This window comes from Sphingobium xenophagum NBRC 107872, assembly GCF_000367345.1.
GTDB classification, from domain to species: Bacteria; Pseudomonadota; Alphaproteobacteria; order Sphingomonadales; family Sphingomonadaceae; genus Sphingobium; species Sphingobium xenophagum.
The window spans coordinates 1-18,902 of record NZ_BARE01000006.1; the positions used below are offsets into that span (position 1 = coordinate 1).

Here is an 18,902-nt window from a genome sequence, read left to right on the forward strand (position 1 = left end):
CCAGCTTTTCGACAAGCTCAGGGATGCTGCCGACTTTGATGCCGGGCGCGCGCGCGGCAGGTTCCTCGGTCCTGAGGATTTTCAGTCTTGCATCGACATTGACGCCGTAATCGGCGGGGGCCTTTTCCTCGATCGGCTTCTTCTTCGCCTTCATGATGTTGGGAAGGGAGGCGTAGCGTGGATCGTTGAGGCGCAGATCGACGGTGACGATGGTCGGCAGGCTGACGTCAATCACCTGAAGGCCGCCATCGACTTCACGGGTCACCTGCGCATGGTCGCCGTTCAGCGCCACCTGCGAAGCGAAGGTTGCCTGGGACCAGCCAAGCAGCGCCGAAAGCATCTGTCCTGTTTGATTGGCATCATCGTCGATCGCCTGCTTGCCGAGCAATACCAGGCGGGGCGCTTCGGCCACGACCACCCCTTTCAGCAATTTTGCGACATCGAGTGGCTCTACCGGCCCGTCACTCTTGATGAGGATGGCGCGATCGGCCCCCATGGCGAGCGCCGTGCGCAATACGTCCTGCGCCTGAGCGGAGCCGACGCTCACCGCAATGATTTCATCTACCGCGCCCGCCTCTTTCAGGCGCACGGCTTCCTCGACAGCGATCTCGTCGAAGGGGTTCATGGACATTTTCACATTGGACAGGTCGACGCCAGAGCCGTCGGTTCTGACGCGAATCTTGACGTTGTGATCAACCACACGCTTGACGGGTACCACCACTTTCATTCGGCAATCCTCTCCAACATCCATATGGATCAAGGCGTTGCGACCTCCCATTCGGTTGATCCGGGACCGGGAAGCCGCTCCCGTGACAGAGCGGCCGGACAGTCTGCGGATCGCTCAGGAATGCCGTCAGTAAGGAGTAGGTTTGCGACGCAAGTCTGGTGGGGAAAAGAACATTTGCGTCAGTTTCTTGCTATCTCTACGACATGTCAGATAAAGTTCATAAAAAGGGAGGCCGGCGATGATTCTGTCGTCGAGAGAAGTGGAAACCCGTTCTCCGACAGCGCTGAACGCCGCGATGCGGCGTCAGGCGAACGGCACGCGCCTGTCGGTGGGCTTCATCCTGACACGGCGCTTCACCCTGTGCGCATTTGCGAATTTTATCGATGTCCTGCGACTGGCTGCTGACGAAGGGGACCGCAGCAGGCAGATATTGTGCGACTGGAAGATATTGTCGAACACGATGGAGGCGGTGTCCTCCAGTTCTGGTGTCACCGTTCAACCCAATGAGCGATTGGGCGATCCCGCCAAGTTCGACTATATCGTGGTCGTCGGCGGCCTGGTGGATGAGATAGGCAATGTCGGCAGCGACTATCTGGAATATCTCAGGAAAGCTGCGGCCGCGGGGATACCATTGGTGGGTATTTGCACCGGCGCCTTCATCCTGCACGAAGCAGGCGTCCTCAAAGGCTATAAATGCTGCGTCAGCTGGTTCCATCACCGCGATTTTCTGGAGCAGTTCGATGGGCTAGAACCGGTTGCCGATCAGATATTCATCGTCGACAGGGACAGGCTGACCTGTTCGGGCGGGGCCAGTTCCGCACATCTCGCGGCCTATCTTGTCGAAAAGCATATCGGCCGTGCGCAGGCCAGCAAAAGCCTGCACATCATGATCATAGACGATGCGCTGAATGCTGAAAAGCCCCAGCCGGGCATTCCCCTCCAGTTCAAGACGCAGGATCCCATCGTTCGCCGTGCCCTGCTGATTACGCAGCAGAATATCGATGCGCCGCTGTCCGTGGCGGAAATCGCCCGTAGGATGGGCAAGAGCAAAAGACAGCTGGAACGCCGGTTTCAGACAAGTCTGGGCATGTCTCCCCAAGTCGCCTTCATGGACGTGCGGCTGTCGATCGCCCGCCATTTCCTTGAAAAGACGGATAAATCCATCACCATGATCGCGGTGGAATGCGGCTTTTGCGACTCGTCGCATATGAGCCGGATGTTCCGTCGCAGGTTCGGCCACTCTCCGTTCGAGAGCCGGGTGTCATCGCCGGGCCGGGCTGGCACGATGCCGCTGGAATTGGACTGTGCTGCGCTAGAGGATATGGGCGAAGCGTTTATTCCGGACACCGACTGGATCACGATCGGCAAAGATCACTCCGCCATGATCTGACCGTGCATGGCGGCGGCCAAGCGCAGCGACCTGGCTTCCCTAACCTGGCTTAGCTGTGTCGAAGGCAGGGAGCGAACCCCCTGCCTCCGATCGATCAGGCGGTGGCGATGCCGCCATGTGCGGGCGCCTTGGCCAGCAGGCTGGCATCGGGCGAGCAGGACACCGCCAGATAGCGTTCGAACTGGGCCAATATGTCCGCAATGACCTGTTCCTGCGACATGCCCATGATGTCATATCCCCGGCTTCCGTCCGAAAAGAAGGTCCGCGCCTCATGCCGTTCGCTGATGTTCGCTGCCTCAATGGGTGAGAATATCGGCAGCTTGTGAGACCCCGGCCGGACCCCATACAGGAAACCGCGGCAGTCGGGCGTGGCCGAATTCAGGCATATTGCGCCATCCTCCCTGGAAACGAACGCGGTGCGACCGCTACGGGTGAGCTCCGCTGCCACCGCTTCCAGCGCAGGAAGCACGGTTTTGCCGATGAAGTCGACCACATCCGCCTGTTTGGGCGTGTGGAGCGCCAGCGCGAGCCGGGCCTGCCAACTGGGTTCGGGCGCGAAAGAGGGAGCGCCGCGCGACCGGCCGTTGCCGACTTCATATTGCGCGACATCCGCCTTCATGCCCTTGAACAGGCCAAAGATCAGGACGAGCATCACGAGCGCAAAGGGCAGGGCGGCAATGATGGTCGCCGCCTTCAGCGCGGCCAGGCCGCCCGCGATCAGCAGAATGATCGTGACCAGTGCTTCCAGCACGCACCAGAACAGCCGCTGCAAGGTCGTGGTCTGCGTCTTGCCGCCCGATCCGATGATGTCCATCACCAGCGAGCCGGAGCTTTGGGACGAGATGAAGAAGATACCCACCATGAACACGGCCAGCGCCGACGTCGCCGTGGCCCAGGGTAGATATTCGAAGAATTTGAACAGGGCGATCGAAACATTGCCCGATACGGCCTTCGATATCGCGCCTGCGGCTACGCCTTGATCCAGAATCAGGGCCGTGTTGCCGAACACGGTCATCCAGATGAAGGTGAAGGCGGTGGGCAAGAGAAGGACGGCCAGAATGAATTCGCGCACTGTCCGGCCGCGCGAAATGCGCGCTATGAACATGCCGACGAAGGGCGCCCAGCTGATCCACCATGCCCAATAGAACAGCGTCCATGCGTTGATCCAGGGCTTGGGCTCATAGGCGTAGATGTTGAAGGTGCGGGGCACGAAGGAGGTAAGATAAAGCCCCATATTCTGGACCAGATCGCGCATCAGCTGGATGGTCGGCCCCGCAATCAGCACGAACAGCATCAGGCCCAGTGCGAGAATGATATTGATCTCGCTCAGCAATTTGATGCCCTTGGAAAGGCCCGACAGCACCGACAGCGTGGCAATGGTCGAGATGATGACGATTAGCATCACCTGAATCGGAATGGTCATCGGCAGGCCGAACAGATAATTGAGGCCACCATTGACTTGCTGCACGCCCAGGCCAAGCGATGTCGCAAGTCCAAATACGGTGCAGCAAATAGCGAAAATGTCTACCGCGTCGCCGATCCGACCACGAATTCTCTCTTTAAGGAGAGGGTACAGGCCCGACCTGATCGTCAGCGGCAGATTGTAGCGATAGCCGAAATAGGCGAGCGAAAGGCCGACCACGGAATAGATCGACCATGCATGAATGCCCCAATGGAAGAAGGTGATGCTCATCGCATCCTTCTGCGCGGCGATCGTCATGGGATCGGCGTCAGGCGGCGCTGCATAATGCATCATGGGTTCGGCCACGGCATAATACATGAGGCCGATGCCCTTGCCCGCCGCGAACAGCATCGCGACCCAGGACCCGAAGCGGAAGTCAGGCTCGCAATCGTCCGGGCCAAGTTTCAGATTGCCATATCGGCTGATGCACAGGATCGTGACCGAGAACAGGAAAATCCCGACGGCCAGCAGATAGAACCAGCCTACTTCGGCCAGAACCCGTGCCTCTACGTCCGACAGCAGGGCCTCCGCCTGATGGGGGAAAAAGGCGCCGACCCCCAGCAGCAGCAGAATGATGCTCACCGATCCGAAAAACACCGGTGGATTTATGATAAACCGGAACATCACCACGCCCCCAATTCGTTATGCTGCCGAATGAATTCACTATGCCGGTTTCGGCCCCCGACATGTTTCGGAGGCCGACCGGATTTGTCACTTTTCAACCTTCGCGCCGCAATCGGAACAGGCCGATCAGGAGCGCAGGATAGATCATGCGGCGTTGAGCAGTCCGTGCGGATCAAGAACAAATTTGGTTGCTGCGCCGTGATCGAACGATTCATATCCTTGGGGCGCATCCTCCAGTGAGATGACGCGTGCGTTGACGATGTCGGCGATCGGCAGACGATCGTGCAGAATCGCCTGCATGAGTTGCCGGTTATATTTGAGCACGGGCGTCTGGCCGGTGTGGAAAGACTGCGCCTTTGCCCAGCCCAGCCCGAACCGCAATGACAGGCTACCCTGCTTTGCCGCATTGTCGACAGCGCCGGGATCTTCCGTCACATAGAGGCCCGGAATGCCGATAGATCCGGCCGCGCGGGTGATTTCCATCATCTGGTTAAGGACGATGGCGGGCTGTTCTCCGCCCGTATGGCCGCGTGCCTCGAAACCAACGGCGTCGATTGCGCTGTCCACTTCGTCGGTGCCGATGACCTCCGCTACCAGATCGCCAAGCCGGTCGCTCTGCGACAGGTCGATGGGCGTGAAGCCGACCTTGGCGGCGTGGTCCAGGCGATCCTTGTTGAAATCGCCGATCATCACGACCGCCGCGCCCAAGATCTGCGCCGATGCAGCGGCGGCAAGACCCACCGGACCCGCGCCCGCGATATAGACGGTCGAGCCGACCCCGACGCCCGCGCGCAACGCGCCGTGGAAGCCGGTCGGCAAAATGTCGGACAGCATCGTCAGGTCGCGAATTTTTGCCATCGCCCGATCGCGATCGGGGAATTTCAGCAGGTTGAAGTCGGCATAGGGCACCATGACGTAGCGCGCCTGTCCGCCGATCCATCCGCCCATATCGACATAGCCATAGGCACCACCCGCCCGCGCAGGATTGACGGTCAGGCAGACGCCCGTGTCCTGCGATTTGCAGGTGCGGCAACGACCGCATGCTACGTTGAACGGCACGGATACGATGTCGCCGATTTCCAGCATTTCGACATCGCTGCCCTTTTCGATCACTTCGCCGGTAATCTCATGACCCAGCACCAGCCCTTGCTGGGCCGTCGTGCGGCCTCTCACCATATGCTGGTCGGAACCGCAGATATTCGTCGACAAGACCTTCAGAATGACGCCATGGTCGATACGGCGGCCATCCGGCGCCTCGAGTTTCGGATCAGCAATGTCCTGTACCGCGACCTTGCCCGGTTCCAGATACACCACACCTCGGTTCTTGCTCATATCCTTATCCTCTCTGCTTCGTACTTTTGGTCGCGACGAGATGTTCGAATTTCCGGCTGGTTCCTTCCGTCGTGGATCGACTCGTCGGCTTGCTGCAAAGAGGAGCATTCTGGTTCGCCGGGGGCCATCATGACTGCGACGCAGGCAATTACAAATGCGCCATGTCGCGGGGCTAACCGGCTTTAGTCAGCATTCGGGCAGATTGACGGCAAGGCCGCCCAGGCTCGTTTCCTTGAATTTCGTGCTCATTTCCTCGCCGGTCTGCCGCATGGCCTCGATGCAATTGTCGAGCGGCATGAAATGCGAACCATCGCCGCGCAGCGCCAGGGAAGCCGCCGCGACGGCTTTTGTCGCGCCGATGCCGTTGCGTTCGATGCAGGGCACCTGAACCAGTCCGCCAACCGGATCGCAGGTCATGCCCAGATGATGTTCCAGCGCGATCTCCGCGGCATTTTCAACCTGTTGCGGCGTACCGCCCAATACGGCGCACAGCCCCGCCGCCGCCATGGCCGCTGCTGATCCGACCTCTCCCTGACAGCCTGCTTCCGCGCCGGAAATGGAGGCGTTATGCTTGATCAGCCCACCAATCGCCGCGGCGGTCAGCAGGAAGTCGGAGACTTTCGACGGGTCCGTTCCCAGGCAATGATCCAGATAATAGCGCAGCACCGATGGCACCACGCCCGCCGCCCCGTTGGTCGGCGACGTCACAACCTTGCCGCCCGCCGCATTTTCCTCGTTCACGGCCATGGCATAGACGCTGAGCCAGTCGGACGAGGCATGAGGCTGGATGGAGTTGGACTTGCGTTCTTCCATCAATTGGCGGTGAATATGGGCGGCGCGACGCTTGACGCGCAGGCCGCCAGGCAGCTCGCCGTCCTGCCTCAACCCGCGCTCGATGCATCCGTTCATGACCGACCAGATGCGCGCCACGCCCGCCTCGACATCGGCCTCGTCGCGTGACACCGCTTCGTTACGGCGCTTCATTTCGGCGATAGACAGGCCGCTGGCATCCGCCATCCGCAACATCGCCGCGGCATTTTCGAACGGAAACGGCCAGTCCGCGACTTCTTCGGCGGCCATCTGCCGCGGTGCGTTGCGTTCCGCCGCGCTGACGACGAAACCGCCACCGATGGAATAATAAGTTTCGCTCAATACCGGATCACCGGTTTCGTCCATGGCGGACAGGATCATGCCGTTGGCATGGCCGGGCAGGGGAGGGCCATAGTCGAAGATGACGTCCTTCGCTGGGTCGAAGGCCAGATTGGGCAGGCCGGGCAGGCGCAACGTGGTGGTTTCCCTGAGGTCCGCCAGTTCCGCTTCGGCCCTTTCCATGTCGAGATCCGCCGGCAGCCATCCCAGCAGGCCGAGCGTGACGGCCCGGTCCGTGGCATGGCCCTTGCCCGTGAAGGCGAGCGAACCATAAAGCGTTGCCCGAATCCGAACCGCCCTCTGCGATGCCGCGGATTGCCGCAGCAGGTCGAGAAAGGCGACCGCCGCCGTCATCGGCCCCATCGTATGAGAGGAGGAGGGACCGATGCCGATCTTGAACACATCGAAGACGCTTAGAAACATGGCAGGCCTCGTCGATGTCAGGTCAGGTGCAGCTTGCCTGCTTCCCGGTCATTGGTAAATGGGGAAGCGGCGGCATAGATCCTGCACATCGGCCAGAACCTCCGCCTCCACCACCGGGTCGCCTTCCGCACCGTTGCGGGCCAGCGCGTCGATCACGCGCAGCGCAAGCGCGCCGACCTGACGGAATTCCGCCTCCCCAAATCCGCGCGTCGTGCCCGCTGACGTGCCCAGACGGACACCGGAGGTGACTGCCGGCTTTTCAGGATCGAAGGGGATCGCATTCTTGTTGCAGGTGAGGCCAGCCCGTTCCAGCGCATGTTCCGCGTCGCGGCCCTTGACGCCCTTGGGGCGCAGGTCGACCAGCACGACGTGACTGTCGGTGCCGCCCGAAACGATGTTCAGGCCGCCTTCGATCAACGTGTCGCTGAGCGCGCGGGCATTGTTCAGGACATTGCGGGCATAAAGCTTGAATTCGGGTTGCAAGGCTTCACCGAACGCCACCGCTTTCGCCGCGATGACATGCATCAGTGGGCCGCCCTGATTGCCGGGAAACACCGCTGAATTGATCTTCTTGCCAAGCGCTTCGTCATTGGTGAGGATGATGCCGCCGCGTGGCCCCCGCAGCGTCTTGTGCGTGGTTGAGGTGACAATATGCGCATGGGGGATCGGGTCTGGGTAGACGCCGCCTGCCACCAGACCAGCCACATGGGCCATGTCGACCATCAGATAGGCGCCAATTTCATCAGCGACGCTGCGGAAGGCCGCGAAGTCGATCTCGCGCGGATAGGCGGAGCCGCCCGCGACGATCAGCTTTGGCCGGGTTTCCAGCGCCTTGGCGCGCAGATCGTCATAGTCGATCCGCTGGTCGGACTCGCGCACTTCATAACTGACGACGTCGAACCATTTGCCCGACATGGTCACCGGCGAACCATGGGTAAGATGGCCGCCATGGGCAAGCGAGAGGCCCATGATACGATCGCCGGGCTGAAGCAGGGCAAAGAACACGGCCTGGTTGGCCTGAGCGCCTGAATGCGGCTGAACATTCGCATAGGCCGCGCCGAAAAGCTGTTTTACCCGCTCAATGGCCAGCGTTTCGATTTCATCGACATATTCGCAGCCGCCATAATAGCGTTTGCCAGGATAACCTTCGGCATATTTATTCGTCAGGACCGATCCCTGCGCCCGCATGACGTCCTCGGAAACGATATTTTCCGATGCAATCAGTTCGATCTGGTCCTTCTGGCGACCCAGTTCGCGTTCGATGGCTTCCGCAACGGCACGATCTTTCATGCCTGCATGGGACGTGCTCTGCGTCATATCGACATCTCCGAAAATAGCATGGTCAGGAGCGAATTCAGCCAATGGAGTACCGGCTCGGAAATCGCGCGAATGAAAAAGTGCAGTCTGTCCTACTGGTCCGATCGAGACGGCCAGCGGCTAGATCCAGGCCTAGATGTCGAGTTCGATTTCGCGGGCCACGACCTGGAGGAAATGCCACACATGCTCCGAAAAGGAATGCCAGACGTCGATCTGGAACCGATCCTTCGCATCGCGGAGCAAAATGATCTGCGCCTTGCCGTCGAATATCGTTCGGCAACCGCTGCCAGGCGCCATCGCGTCCACATCAAAGGCGATCGCTGATTGCAGCACGAGCGCGGCATCGCGGCCTTCGATCCCGATGCTCACTTCCCGATGGCTGACATCGACCAGACTGTGGGGCTGCTGCGCATAAAGCGCGGCGAAGCCGGCCTCGATTTCCGCCTGGTCCGCAACCGGAACGGTCACATACCATTCGTCGGGACCAAGGCACACAGCCGTCTTTTCGCCGGCATATGCTACGTCGCCGATATTGCCGGGCAGATTGAGGCCCAGAACGGCGGAGGCTGCAATCCGCTGGTCCGGGTCGATGCGCAGGCTGAAGCGCGCTTTGTCCGCAAGCGGCCGGATGGTGAGCGGAAAGGGCTTGTGGAGCGCAATGCCTTCGCCGCTCAAGGGGTGATGAGGATGCATCGTCATGGCGCTTCCTTATGCGTTGAGGCGGGAGTTTTCGGGGTCGACAAAGACCATCCCGGTGATTTTCGCGGACAATGTTCGGTCGGGCATAGGGATGTAAATGGTTTCGCCCATGCGCGAATGTCCGCCCTCTACGACCCCGAAGGCGATCGAGCGATTGAGGCTGGCGCTCCAATAAGCGGACGTTACGTGGCCAACCATCTTCATCGGAATGGGCTGGTTCGGATCAAACACGATCTGCGCGCCTTCCTCCAGCACCATCATGGGATCGTCAGTCAGCAGCCCGACCAGCTGTTTACGGTCCTTCTTCAGCATATCGGGGCGGGTGAGGGATCGCTTGCCGACGAAGTCAGGCTTGGCTTTGCCGATCGCCCAACCGAGGGCGGCGTCGTCGGGGGTCAGCGTGCCGTCCGTATCCTGGCCGACGATGATATAGCCCTTCTCCGCGCGCAGGACGTGCATGGTCTCTGTGCCATAGGGTGTGATTCCATAGGCCTGACCGTCGGCAAACAGCTTTTCCCAAATGGCGCGACCATAGCGGGCGGGGACGTTCACCTCATAGCCCCGCTCGCCGGTGAAGCTCACCCGGAACAGGCGGGTCGGCACGCCGCAGATGTGCCCTTCGGCCACCGCCATATGCGGGAAGGCATCGTCCGACAGGTCGATGCCCTCGACCAGCGGTTCCAGCAGGCGGCGGGCGTTCGGCCCCTGAAGCGCGATGACAGCCCATTGTTCGGTCGTAGAGGTGAGCCAGACCTTGAGATCGGGCCATTCGGTCTGGAGATAATCCTCCATCATGTTGAGCACGCGCGCTGCGCCGCCGGTCGTCGTGGTGACGTGGAACCGGTCCGGCGCCATACGGCCAATCACGCCGTCGTCGCGGATGAACCCGTCCTCGCCCAGCAGCAGGCCGTAACGGCAGCGGCCGGGGGCGAGCTTGGTCCAGGGGTTGGTGTACATGCGGTTCATGAATTCCGCAGCATCCGGGCCGACAATTTCGATCTTGCCCAGGGTCGATGCGTCGAAAATCCCCACCGACGCACGCACCGCTGCGCATTCCCGCGCTACCGCAGCATGCATATCCTCACCAGCCTGGGGGAAATACCATGCGCGACGCCACAGCGACACGGGTTCAAAGGCAGCCCCTTTCGCCTCGGCCCAGCCGTCGATCGGCGTCTTGCGCGTCACTTCGAACAGGCGGCCCCGGTTATAGCCGGCAAAGGCGCCGAAGGTCGTCGGCGTATATGGCGGACGGAATGTCGTCAGGCCGACCGCCGGAACCGGCGCACCCACAGCGTCCGCGGCGATGGCCAGGCCGTTGATGTTCGACGTCTTGCCCTGATCGGTTGCCATACCGTTGGTGGTGTAGCGCTTGACATGTTCGATCGACTTGAAGCCCTCGCGCACCGCCAGACGGATGTCCTTGGCGGTCACGTCGTTCTGGAAGTCGACAAACGCTTTCGCCTTGCCCGGATTCTGGTCGGTCGGCAACTCGCGGACGCGAATGCCGGTCAGCTCGGTTTCGTCCGTCACCATATATTGGGCGGAACGGCCATTATAGCCAGCGTCGGAGGCTGCGTCGGCTCCGGCCTCGGCCCCTTCTGCCAGCGCCTTGGCCAGGCCGAAGCTGCCATTGCCTGCGCCGACGGTGCGGCTGGCTTCGGCATGTTCGCCCGGCAGGAAAGCCTGCTCTTCCTCATGCCAGTTGAGCTTGCCCTTGGTGTGCGAGAAAAGATGGACGCTGGGCGTCCAGCCGCCGCTCATCATCAGCACGTCGCATGCGATGGTACGCGCGCCGCCGGCTGTCGGGTCGGCAGGGCGCACTCGTGCCGACTTGATCCGCAGCCGACCGCTGGTGCCGGTAACGGTCCAGCCCGCCAGAACCTCGATCCCCAGCGAGTCCGCCTTTGCGCGCAGATGGGAGGAGATGTTGGGGCGCAGGTCCACGATGGCGACAACCTTGCCCTCTGCCTTCGCCAGATCGAAAGCGGCCAGCCAGGCGCTGTCATGCGTGGTCACGACCAGGGCGCTTTGCCCCACCTTAACCCCGTAGCGATTGAGATATGTGCGGGCTGCACCCGCCAGCATCACGCCTGGCCGGTCGTTGCCGTGGAAAACCAGCGGACGCTCGATCGCGCCCTGCGCCAGTACCACCTGCGCTGCACGAACCTTCCACATGCGTTCGCGCGGCGTACCCTGCGGAACATCGGCCAGATGGTCGGTCAGGCGCTGGCACAGGCCGACGAAATTCTGGTGATAATAGCCAATCGCGGTCGTGCGCGGGAGCAGGGTTACATTGTCCAGTGCGGCAAGCTCGGTCATCGCCATGGTCAGCCAGTCCCAGCCCGAACGCCCGTCAATGCTCGCGTCGGTTTCAGACAGCAGCGAACCACCAAATTCCGCCTGTTCGTCGAGCAGGATGACCTTTGCGCCGCTGCGACCGGCGGACAGGGCGGCAGCGATCCCCGCTGGCCCTGCACCGACCACAAGCACGTCGCAATGGACATGGCGGCTGGCATAGGTGTCGGGATCCGGCTGCGTCGGCGACACGCCAAGACCCGCCGCACCCCGGATGAACGGCTCGTAAACCTTGTTCCAGAAGGACTTAGGCCACATGAACGTCTTGTAATAGAAGCCCGCCGAAAACAGCATATAGGCCGCATCGTTGACTGCGCCTATGTCGCGCTTGAGCGAAGGCCAGTGATTCTGGCTATTGGTCGACAGCCCCTGCGAGATTTCCAGCACCGTGGCGCGGGTGTTGGGTTCGAATCGGCCGGGGCCGTGCGTCACGCCGACCAGTGCGTTCGGCTCCTCCGACCCTGCGGCCAATATGCCGCGTGGACGGTGATATTTGAACGACCGACCCACCAGATGTACGCCGTTGGCCAGCAGGGCGGAAGCGAGCGTATCGCCCTGAAACCCTTCATAGCGGGTGCCGTTGAAGGTGAAATGGACCGGCCGGCCATGGTCTACCCGGCCCTTGCCTGCGATGCGATGGTTGGTCACGGGGTATCCTCGCTTTGCACGATCTGCGGACGGGGCAAACTGGCCTTGTATGTCGTTACGAACTTGTCGCTGAGGGTGTCGCGGGCCGCGTTGAAGAAGCGCCCGCAGCCATGGATATGGCGCCAGCGTTCATAATGCAGGCCGCGCGGGTTTGAGCGTATGTAAAGATGGTCGCGCCATTGATCGTCGTCGAGCTGCGAAGGGTCGGTCGGGCGCGCGATATGCGCCTCGCCGGCATAGGCAAACTCCACTTCGGGACGTTCGGCATTGCAATAGGGGCAATGGATGAGAAGCATCTGCTGCGCTCCGTCTTTAGTGCGCGACCGCGGCGGCCGCCGCTTCGTCGATCAGTCGGCCGGTCTTGAAGCGCTCCAGCGTGAAAGGCGCGTTGATCGGGTGCGGCTCGTCGCGAGCGATAGTGTGGGCAAAGACATTGGCCGAACCCGGTGTCGCCTTGAACCCGCCGGTGCCCCAACCGCAATTGACGTAGAGGCCCGGCACCGGGGTCTTGCCGATAATCGGCGAGCGATCCGGCGTCACATCGACGATGCCGCCCCATTTGCGTAGCATCCGCATGCGATTGAAGATCGGAAACACTTCGCAGATTGCCGCGACCGTATGCTCGATCAGCGGCAAGCCGCCGCGCTGGCTGTAGGACACATATTGATCGGTGCCCGATCCGATCACCAGTTCGCCCTTGTCGGATTGCGAAATATAGGCGTGGACTGTGTTGGACATGACGACGCACGGGAAAATCGGCTTGACCGGCTCCGATACCAGCGCCTGGAGCGGATAGCTTTCAAGCGGCAGGCGGACATTGGCCGAATCCATCACGACTGACGTGTTGCCAGCCGCCGACACCGCCACCTTCTTCGCCCGTATGAAACCGCGCGCGGTTTCCACGCCGATGACCTTGCCGGTGGCGTCGCGGCGGATCGCCGTGACCGGGCAGTTCTGGATGATGTCGACGCCGCGCGCAGCTGCGCCGCGTGCATAGCCCCAGGCGACCGCGTCATGGCGGGCGACGCCGCCGCGCCGCTGAAGCGCGGCGCCCACCACCGGATAACGCGCATCGGGCGAAATGTTGAGCGGGGGGCAGAATGCCTTTGCCTGCTCAGCCGTCAGCCATTCATTGTCGATGCCGTTCAGTCGGTTCGAATGAATGTGCCGCTTGAAGCTTTGCACGTCATGGACGTTGTGCGCCAGCATCATCACGCCCCGCTGCGAGAACATGACGTTGTAATTCAGTTCCTGGGACAGCCCTTCCCACAGCTTCATGGCATGTTCGTAGAGCGCGGCGCTTTCGTCATAGAGATAATTGGACCGGATGATGGTCGTATTGCGGCCCGTATTGCCGCCGCCAAGCCAACCCTTGTCGATCACCGCGACGTTGGTGACGCCATGTTCCTTGGCAAGATAATAGGCGGCGCCCAGGCCATGCCCGCCCGCACCCACGATAACGACGTCATATTCAGCCTTCGGTTCTGAGTCCGGCCATTGCTGGTCCCAGTTCTTGTGGCCGGTCAGCGCGTTGGTGAGCAGCGATGTCCAAGAAAAGCGCGTCACGCCATCCCTCCAATGTTGATTGCGCATCATCATGCGGTGGTGACGAATGAGACAGTATGTTTGCGTCATCCGCGTCGCAGCTAAACGACATGGCTAAACCGGATCGCCGTCCGCTATGGGATGTAAGGTGCCGTTTGAAGAATCGACATAGTGAAGAGCCAGGCTGTGGCCGGCTGGATGTCAAGAATGACGCAAATCTTCAAGAGCGATGGCGCATCCATTCACGCAGTTACCCTGTCAGGGGATCATGCTCCGAGACACTCCAAATATCCGATGATCTTCCTGGGATAGGCAGATCAAATGCGAAATGATTTGAATCTTTAATTTGTTCCAAAATTTATAAGATTTATTCGTGCATATCGTTAAATTTTCACAGTTAAGCGACAGTAAAATGACAGATTGTCCGGACTTTATTTCGGGCAAATACTGGTCGTCGAATATTCTGTGATAATTTGCGAATTTAAGGTCGAAAAAATTCATAAAATAATATTCTATCCTTAGATGGGGGATTGTATGAAGACGCTATTCGGGGCTACCTCTTTCATCGCGATCATCGCTTCACATATGGTTGCGATGCCCGCCTTTGCTCAGGACGAAGGGGGTGACGACGCGTCCCCCAGATCCGGCGTTGCGGAAATCGTCGTTACCGCCACCAAGCGCAGCGAAAGCATGCAGAAGGTCGCCGTCGCCGTCCAGGCGATGGGCAACGAAACGCTGGCCCAACTGGGGGTCGCCAACACGGCCGACATCATCGCGCAGATGCCCAACGTAACGGCGGGCGGAGGCGGTCCGGGCCAGAATACGATTTACATTCGCGGTCTCGCCTCGACAACGCCGAACCTGACGACCGCTGGTGTATCGGGCCTTGCACCCAACGTCGCCACCTATCTGGACGAGCAACCCTTGTCCCAACCGGGTCGCAACCTTGACGTCTATGCGGCCGATCTTGCCCGCGTCGAAGTGCTTGCAGGTCCGCAGGGCACCCTGTTCGGCGCGAGTAGCCAGGCCGGCGTGGTCCGCTTCATCACCAACGAGCCCAAAATCGGGGAGTTTGAAGGCCGCGCCCAGGCTGGTGTATCCTTCACCAAGGGCGGTGACATGAGCAACAATGCCCAGGTCGTCGTCAATATTCCCGTTGCGGATAATTTCGCGGTACGTGCGGTCGCCTATCTCGATCATCAGGGCGGCTATATCGACAACGTCCGCGGCACGCGCAGCGTTGCCCAGAGCGGACGGTTCCGCAGGGCTACCGATCTTCGTCAGAACGGCACGTTGGTCGGCAATCAGGCGACCGGCCAGGGCGGCGCCAACCTGTCTGGCGTCACCTTCCTTCAGGCGGACAATAGCGGTCTGGTGGAGGATAATTTCAACGACGCCGACTATCGCGGTTTCCGCGTGACGGCCTTGTGGAAATTCGCGCCCGACTGGTCGCTCAAGGTCGCGCATAGCCGCCAGGGTCTTGATACGGACGGCGTATTCTCCGAAGATCCGACCCTTGGCGAATACAAGATCGAGCGCTTTGAGCAGGACAAGACCAAGGATAATTTCAGCAACACGGCGTGGACTGTCGAAGGCCGTCTCGGCGCGCTGGAAATGGTATATTCCGGCGCCTATACGGAACGTGAGACCAACCAGCGGGTCGACTATACCGACTATTTGTTCGTTGGTCCCTACATTCCCTATTATGTCTGCGACACCACCGTCTATTATGGTGGCATGAACCCGACCGGCACCTGCCAGCCGCCAAATCTCTTCGTGACGTCCAAGTCGAAATTGAAGAGCTTCACGCAGGAATTGCGGTTCAATACCCCGGCTGAAAATCGCTTCAGGGTCACGGCGGGCGGCTTCTTCAGCAACCAGATTCTCAAGGAACGCAACGACTTCAACTATCAGGGATCGATCCGCGCCCTGGGCGCCGATGGGGTCACGCCGGGCTTCCTGCCAAACTACCCGCTGACCAATACATCGGTCACAGGCCTGATCGGCAATGCCGGACCGGGCTATTTCAGCGATCCGGGGCCGTTCCCGGCGGGTGTCATTTTCCGTAACGATGTGAAGCGTAGCGACAGGCAGTTTGGCATTTTCGGCGAAGCCAGCTTCGACGTCGTGCCGGACCTTCTGACCGCGACCTTCGGCGCGCGCTATTATAATGTGACCAACGATCTGGAAGGCAGCGCAAACTCCTCCTTCAACAACAGGATTTCGCCCACTTTCGGTTCGGGTTCGGTCGATCGCCAGCTTTACGGCACCAATCTGAGCGTCAAATATTCCGGCGATATTGCCGGCATTCCGGACCAGGCCAAGGCCACGGGCGTCATCTTCAAGGGGACGGTGAAGCTCACCCCGGTCGAAAATGTCATGTTCTACGCCACCTATTCCGAAGGCTTCCGTCCGGGGCTCCTCAACCGGCCCGGCGGCACGACCCGCAACGGTTACACCGTGCCTTATGCGGTCGGTACTGACGACGTCCGGAACTATGAAATCGGCTGGAAAACCAAGCTGTTCGACAATCAGTTGCTGTTCAACGGCAGCGCTTTCTTCGTCGATATCAAGGGGCTGCAGACCAGCATTCTCGATCCCAGCATTTCCAACCTGTTCTTTTCGGACAATGCGGCCAATGCCTGGACCAAGGGCGTTGAGGGCGAGGTCACATTCGCACCGGCTGCGGTTGACGGCCTGACGGTGTCGGGCGGCTTCTCGATCATCGATACGAAGATCACGAAAGTCCTGCTCCAGACCAGCTATGTGCAGGTCGGTCAGAAACTGGCCTATGCCCCGTCCTTCCAGGGCAATCTGCGTGCCCGTTATGAATGGCAGTTGGGTGACACAGGGTTGCGGGCCCATATCATGCCGCAGATGGTGCATTCGTCATCGAAATATACCGACGTCATCCTTCCCAACCGGACGAAGCTGAACAGCTATACGACCTTCGGCCTGTCGGCGGGTGTGGAGAAGGACAACTGGTCGGTCGAACTGTTCGGCGACAATCTGACCGACAAGGCGGCGCAGACCAGCGGCGATGCGGTCTACAGCGTATCGCGGGTAGTCGTGGCCCGTCCGCTGACGGTCGGCATGCGCCTCTCGTTCAACTATTGAACCGACGCCTTGTTGCTACGATAGAGGGAAGCGGTCTTTCCGGGCCGCTTCCCACCTTGGGGCGATGGAACTGATATGAACGGTGCGGCGACCGACGAAAACAAGGACGACGTGCTGACTGAGGCAAGGCAGGCGCTGCAGCAGCAGGCGCATGACCGCGCCATCCACCTGTGCGAAGGGCTGCTTCGCGACGACCCGGCCAATGGCGACGCGCTCTACATCGCCGCCGTGGCTGCGCGCTATGCGCGAAAATTCGATTGCGCGCGTGATTTTGTACGGCGTCTGCGCCAGTCCCATCCTGAACATGGCCGTGGTTGGCAGGAGGCGGGGCATCTGGCCCGCGATACCGGCGATCCGGAGGGCGCCATCGTCGCCTACCGCCGGGCTTGCGAATTCAATCCATCATTGGAGGCGAGCTGGACGCACCAGGCCAATTTGCTCGCCCAACGCGGCAGGGAAGGCGAGGCGCGCAATTGCATGGCGCAGGCGGAGCGGCTTGCCGGATTGCCGCGCATGTTGCTTGCCGTCCTCAACCATATCCATGAAGGACGCATCCTCAAGGCGGAGGAATTGTGCCGCCACTTCCTTCGCGAAAATCCGCATAATGTCGAAGCGATGCGCCTGCTCGCCGATATCGGCGTACGGCTGGGCATATTCGACGATCCGGAATTTCTGCTGGAAAGCGCGGTCGCTTTCGAACCGGACAATATCCAGATTCGGCTCGACTATATGCAGGTTCTGCGCAGACGGCAGAAATTCTCTGCGGCGGAAGCGCAGGCGCAGCATCTCGTCGACCTCCAGCCCGACAATCCGCTGTTTCAGTCGCATCTCGCGATCGAAAATATGCAGACGGGCAAATATGACAAGGCGCTTGGCCTGTTCGAGTCCGTGTTGGCCCGCATGCCGGATGATCCGGCCACGCTGACGTCGCGGGGGCATGCGCTCAAAACCTGTGGGCAGCAGCAGGAAGCCATTGCTTCCTATCGTGCCGCCATCGCGGCGCGCCCTGACCTCGGCGATCCCTGGTACGCGCTGGCCAATCTTAAAACGTTCCGGTTCGAGGACGGCGAGGTGGCGGCGATGCATGCCCAGCTTGCCCGCGACGACCTGCGACTGATGGACCGTGTCCACCTGAGTTTCGCACTTGGCAAAGCGCATGAGGACCGGGGGGAATATGCGGATTCCTTCCGCTTCTACGACGCTGGCAACAGGCTGAAGCGCGAACAATTGCGCTACAGCGCCGACCAGATGACAGCGGAACTGCGGGCGCAGGCCGAAGCGTGCACGGCCGATCTGTTCGACAAAAATGCGGGCAATGGCTGCTCTGCGCCGGACCCGATCTTCATCCTGGGCCTTCCGCGCGCTGGTTCGACGCTGCTGGAGCAGATATTGGCTTCACACAGTCAAATCGACGGCACGCTGGAATTGCCCGATATTTTGGCGCTGGCGCAGCAGTTAAGGGGGCGGGGGCGCGATGCCTATCCGGCGATCCTGCATGATCTGCCCGCCGATCAACTGCGGCAGATGGGTGAAGCCTATATTGAAAATACCCGCATCCATCGCAAGGGCGCGCCCTTTTTCATCGACAAGATGCCCAATAATTTCCGGCATATCGGCCTTATCCACCTGATCCTGCCCAACGCAAAGATCATCGACGCCCGGCGCGCGCCGATGGATTGCTGCTTTTCGGGCTTCAAACAACTCTTCGCTGATGGCCAGCAATTCACCTATGGGCTGACCGAGATCGGGCAATATTATAGCGACTATGTCGATCTGATGGCTCATTGGGAAAGGGTACTCCCACCCGACCGTATCCTGCGCGTCCAGCATGAAGATGTGCTGGCGGATCTAGAAGCGGAGGTGCGACGAATAGTTGATTATGTGGGGGTTCCGTTCGAACAGTCCTGCCTTGATTTCCACAAGACAGACCGGGCGGTCCGCACCGCCAGTTCCGAGCAGGTTCGCCGTCCCATCAACCGGGAAGGCGTGGACAATTGGAAACCTTTCGAACCCTGGCTGGGCGATCTGAGGAAGGCGCTTGGCGATCTGGCATAGGGGTTCGCTGGCTCATGCCCACGCTGCGGCTGGGAGGGGATGTGTCGCAAATGTCCGGA

Annotated in this window: 12 protein-coding genes; 3 read left to right on the plus strand and 9 right to left on the minus strand. The window is 60.5% G+C overall.

Annotated features, from left to right (window positions below):
* Positions 1–727, minus strand: a 727-nt coding sequence (locus SX1_RS02655) for an electron transfer flavoprotein subunit beta/FixA family protein (RefSeq protein WP_019051797.1), incomplete at its 3' end; no start/stop codon positions are given.
* Between the two features lie 238 nt (positions 728–965).
* Here SX1_RS02655 and SX1_RS02660 point away from each other — a divergent pair.
* Entirely contained in the window at positions 966–2,117 is a 1,152-nt protein-coding gene (locus tag SX1_RS02660) for a GlxA family transcriptional regulator (RefSeq protein WP_019051798.1), read from the plus strand.
* Between the two features lie 94 nt (positions 2,118–2,211).
* Here the strand turns inward: SX1_RS02660 and SX1_RS02665 are convergent, their stop codons facing one another.
* The 8 genes from SX1_RS02665 to SX1_RS02700 form a co-directional block, all read right to left on the minus strand.
* Positions 2,212–4,203: a BCCT family transporter gene (locus tag SX1_RS02665; RefSeq protein ID WP_019051799.1), complete on the minus strand. Its 1,992-nt coding sequence runs from the start codon at positions 4,201–4,203 to the stop codon at positions 2,212–2,214.
* Between the two features lie 144 nt (positions 4,204–4,347).
* A complete protein-coding gene (fdhA, locus tag SX1_RS02670) occupies positions 4,348–5,535 on the minus strand; it encodes a formaldehyde dehydrogenase, glutathione-independent (RefSeq protein ID WP_026149432.1) in 1,188 nt (395 codons plus the stop codon).
* A gap of 186 nt (positions 5,536–5,721) precedes the next feature.
* On the minus strand, positions 5,722–7,107 hold the full coding sequence (locus SX1_RS02675) for an L-serine ammonia-lyase (RefSeq protein WP_019051801.1): 1,386 nt from the start codon (positions 7,105–7,107) through the stop codon (positions 5,722–5,724).
* Positions 7,108–7,155: 48 nt separating this feature from the next.
* Positions 7,156–8,424 (minus strand): serine hydroxymethyltransferase, encoded by a 1,269-nt coding sequence (glyA, locus tag SX1_RS02680; RefSeq protein WP_026149433.1) that lies wholly within the window; start codon positions 8,422–8,424, stop codon positions 7,156–7,158.
* Between the two features lie 132 nt (positions 8,425–8,556).
* On the minus strand, positions 8,557–9,123 hold the full coding sequence (locus SX1_RS02685; protein WP_217996398.1) for a sarcosine oxidase subunit gamma: 567 nt from the start codon (positions 9,121–9,123) through the stop codon (positions 8,557–8,559).
* Between the two features lie 9 nt (positions 9,124–9,132).
* On the minus strand, positions 9,133–12,126 hold the full coding sequence (locus SX1_RS02690) for a sarcosine oxidase subunit alpha (RefSeq protein ID WP_019051804.1): 2,994 nt from the start codon (positions 12,124–12,126) through the stop codon (positions 9,133–9,135).
* Complete coding sequence (locus SX1_RS02695) at positions 12,123–12,422, minus strand: sarcosine oxidase subunit delta (protein WP_026149434.1); 300 nt, start codon at positions 12,420–12,422, stop codon at positions 12,123–12,125. Before SX1_RS02695 ends, SX1_RS02690 begins: the two co-directional genes overlap by 4 nt.
* A gap of 16 nt (positions 12,423–12,438) precedes the next feature.
* A complete protein-coding gene (locus tag SX1_RS02700) occupies positions 12,439–13,692 on the minus strand; it encodes a sarcosine oxidase subunit beta family protein (RefSeq protein ID WP_026149435.1) in 1,254 nt (417 codons plus the stop codon).
* 513 nt (positions 13,693–14,205) lie between these two features.
* Between SX1_RS02700 and SX1_RS02705 the strand changes: the two genes are divergently transcribed.
* Together SX1_RS02705 and SX1_RS02710 are read left to right on the plus strand one after the other, a co-directional pair.
* Positions 14,206–16,788, plus strand: a complete 2,583-nt coding sequence (locus SX1_RS02705; RefSeq protein WP_019051807.1) for a TonB-dependent receptor — start codon at positions 14,206–14,208, stop codon at positions 16,786–16,788.
* A 75-nt stretch (positions 16,789–16,863) separates the two neighbouring features.
* Positions 16,864–18,843 (plus strand): tetratricopeptide repeat-containing sulfotransferase family protein, encoded by a 1,980-nt coding sequence (locus tag SX1_RS02710; protein WP_019051808.1) that lies wholly within the window; start codon positions 16,864–16,866, stop codon positions 18,841–18,843.
* Positions 18,844–18,902 lie beyond the last annotated feature (59 nt).

Coding starts and splice junctions, on each gene's coding strand:
- SX1_RS02660 (WP_019051798.1), top strand. CDS start 966: ATGATTCTGTCGTCGAGAGAAGTGGAAACCCGTTCTCCGACAGCGCTG.
- SX1_RS02695 (WP_026149434.1), bottom strand. CDS start 12,422: ATGCTTCTCATCCATTGCCCCTATTGCAATGCCGAACGTCCCGAAGTG.
- fdhA (WP_026149432.1), bottom strand. CDS start 5,535: ATGAGCAAGAACCGAGGTGTGGTGTATCTGGAACCGGGCAAGGTCGCG.
- glyA (WP_026149433.1), bottom strand. CDS start 8,424: ATGACGCAGAGCACGTCCCATGCAGGCATGAAAGATCGTGCCGTTGCG.
- SX1_RS02710 (WP_019051808.1), top strand. CDS start 16,864: ATGAACGGTGCGGCGACCGACGAAAACAAGGACGACGTGCTGACTGAG.
- SX1_RS02705 (WP_019051807.1), top strand. CDS start 14,206: ATGAAGACGCTATTCGGGGCTACCTCTTTCATCGCGATCATCGCTTCA.
- SX1_RS02685 (WP_217996398.1), bottom strand. CDS start 9,123: ATGACGATGCATCCTCATCACCCCTTGAGCGGCGAAGGCATTGCGCTC.
- SX1_RS02675 (WP_019051801.1), bottom strand. CDS start 7,107: ATGTTTCTAAGCGTCTTCGATGTGTTCAAGATCGGCATCGGTCCCTCC.
- SX1_RS02665 (WP_019051799.1), bottom strand. CDS start 4,203: ATGTTCCGGTTTATCATAAATCCACCGGTGTTTTTCGGATCGGTGAGC.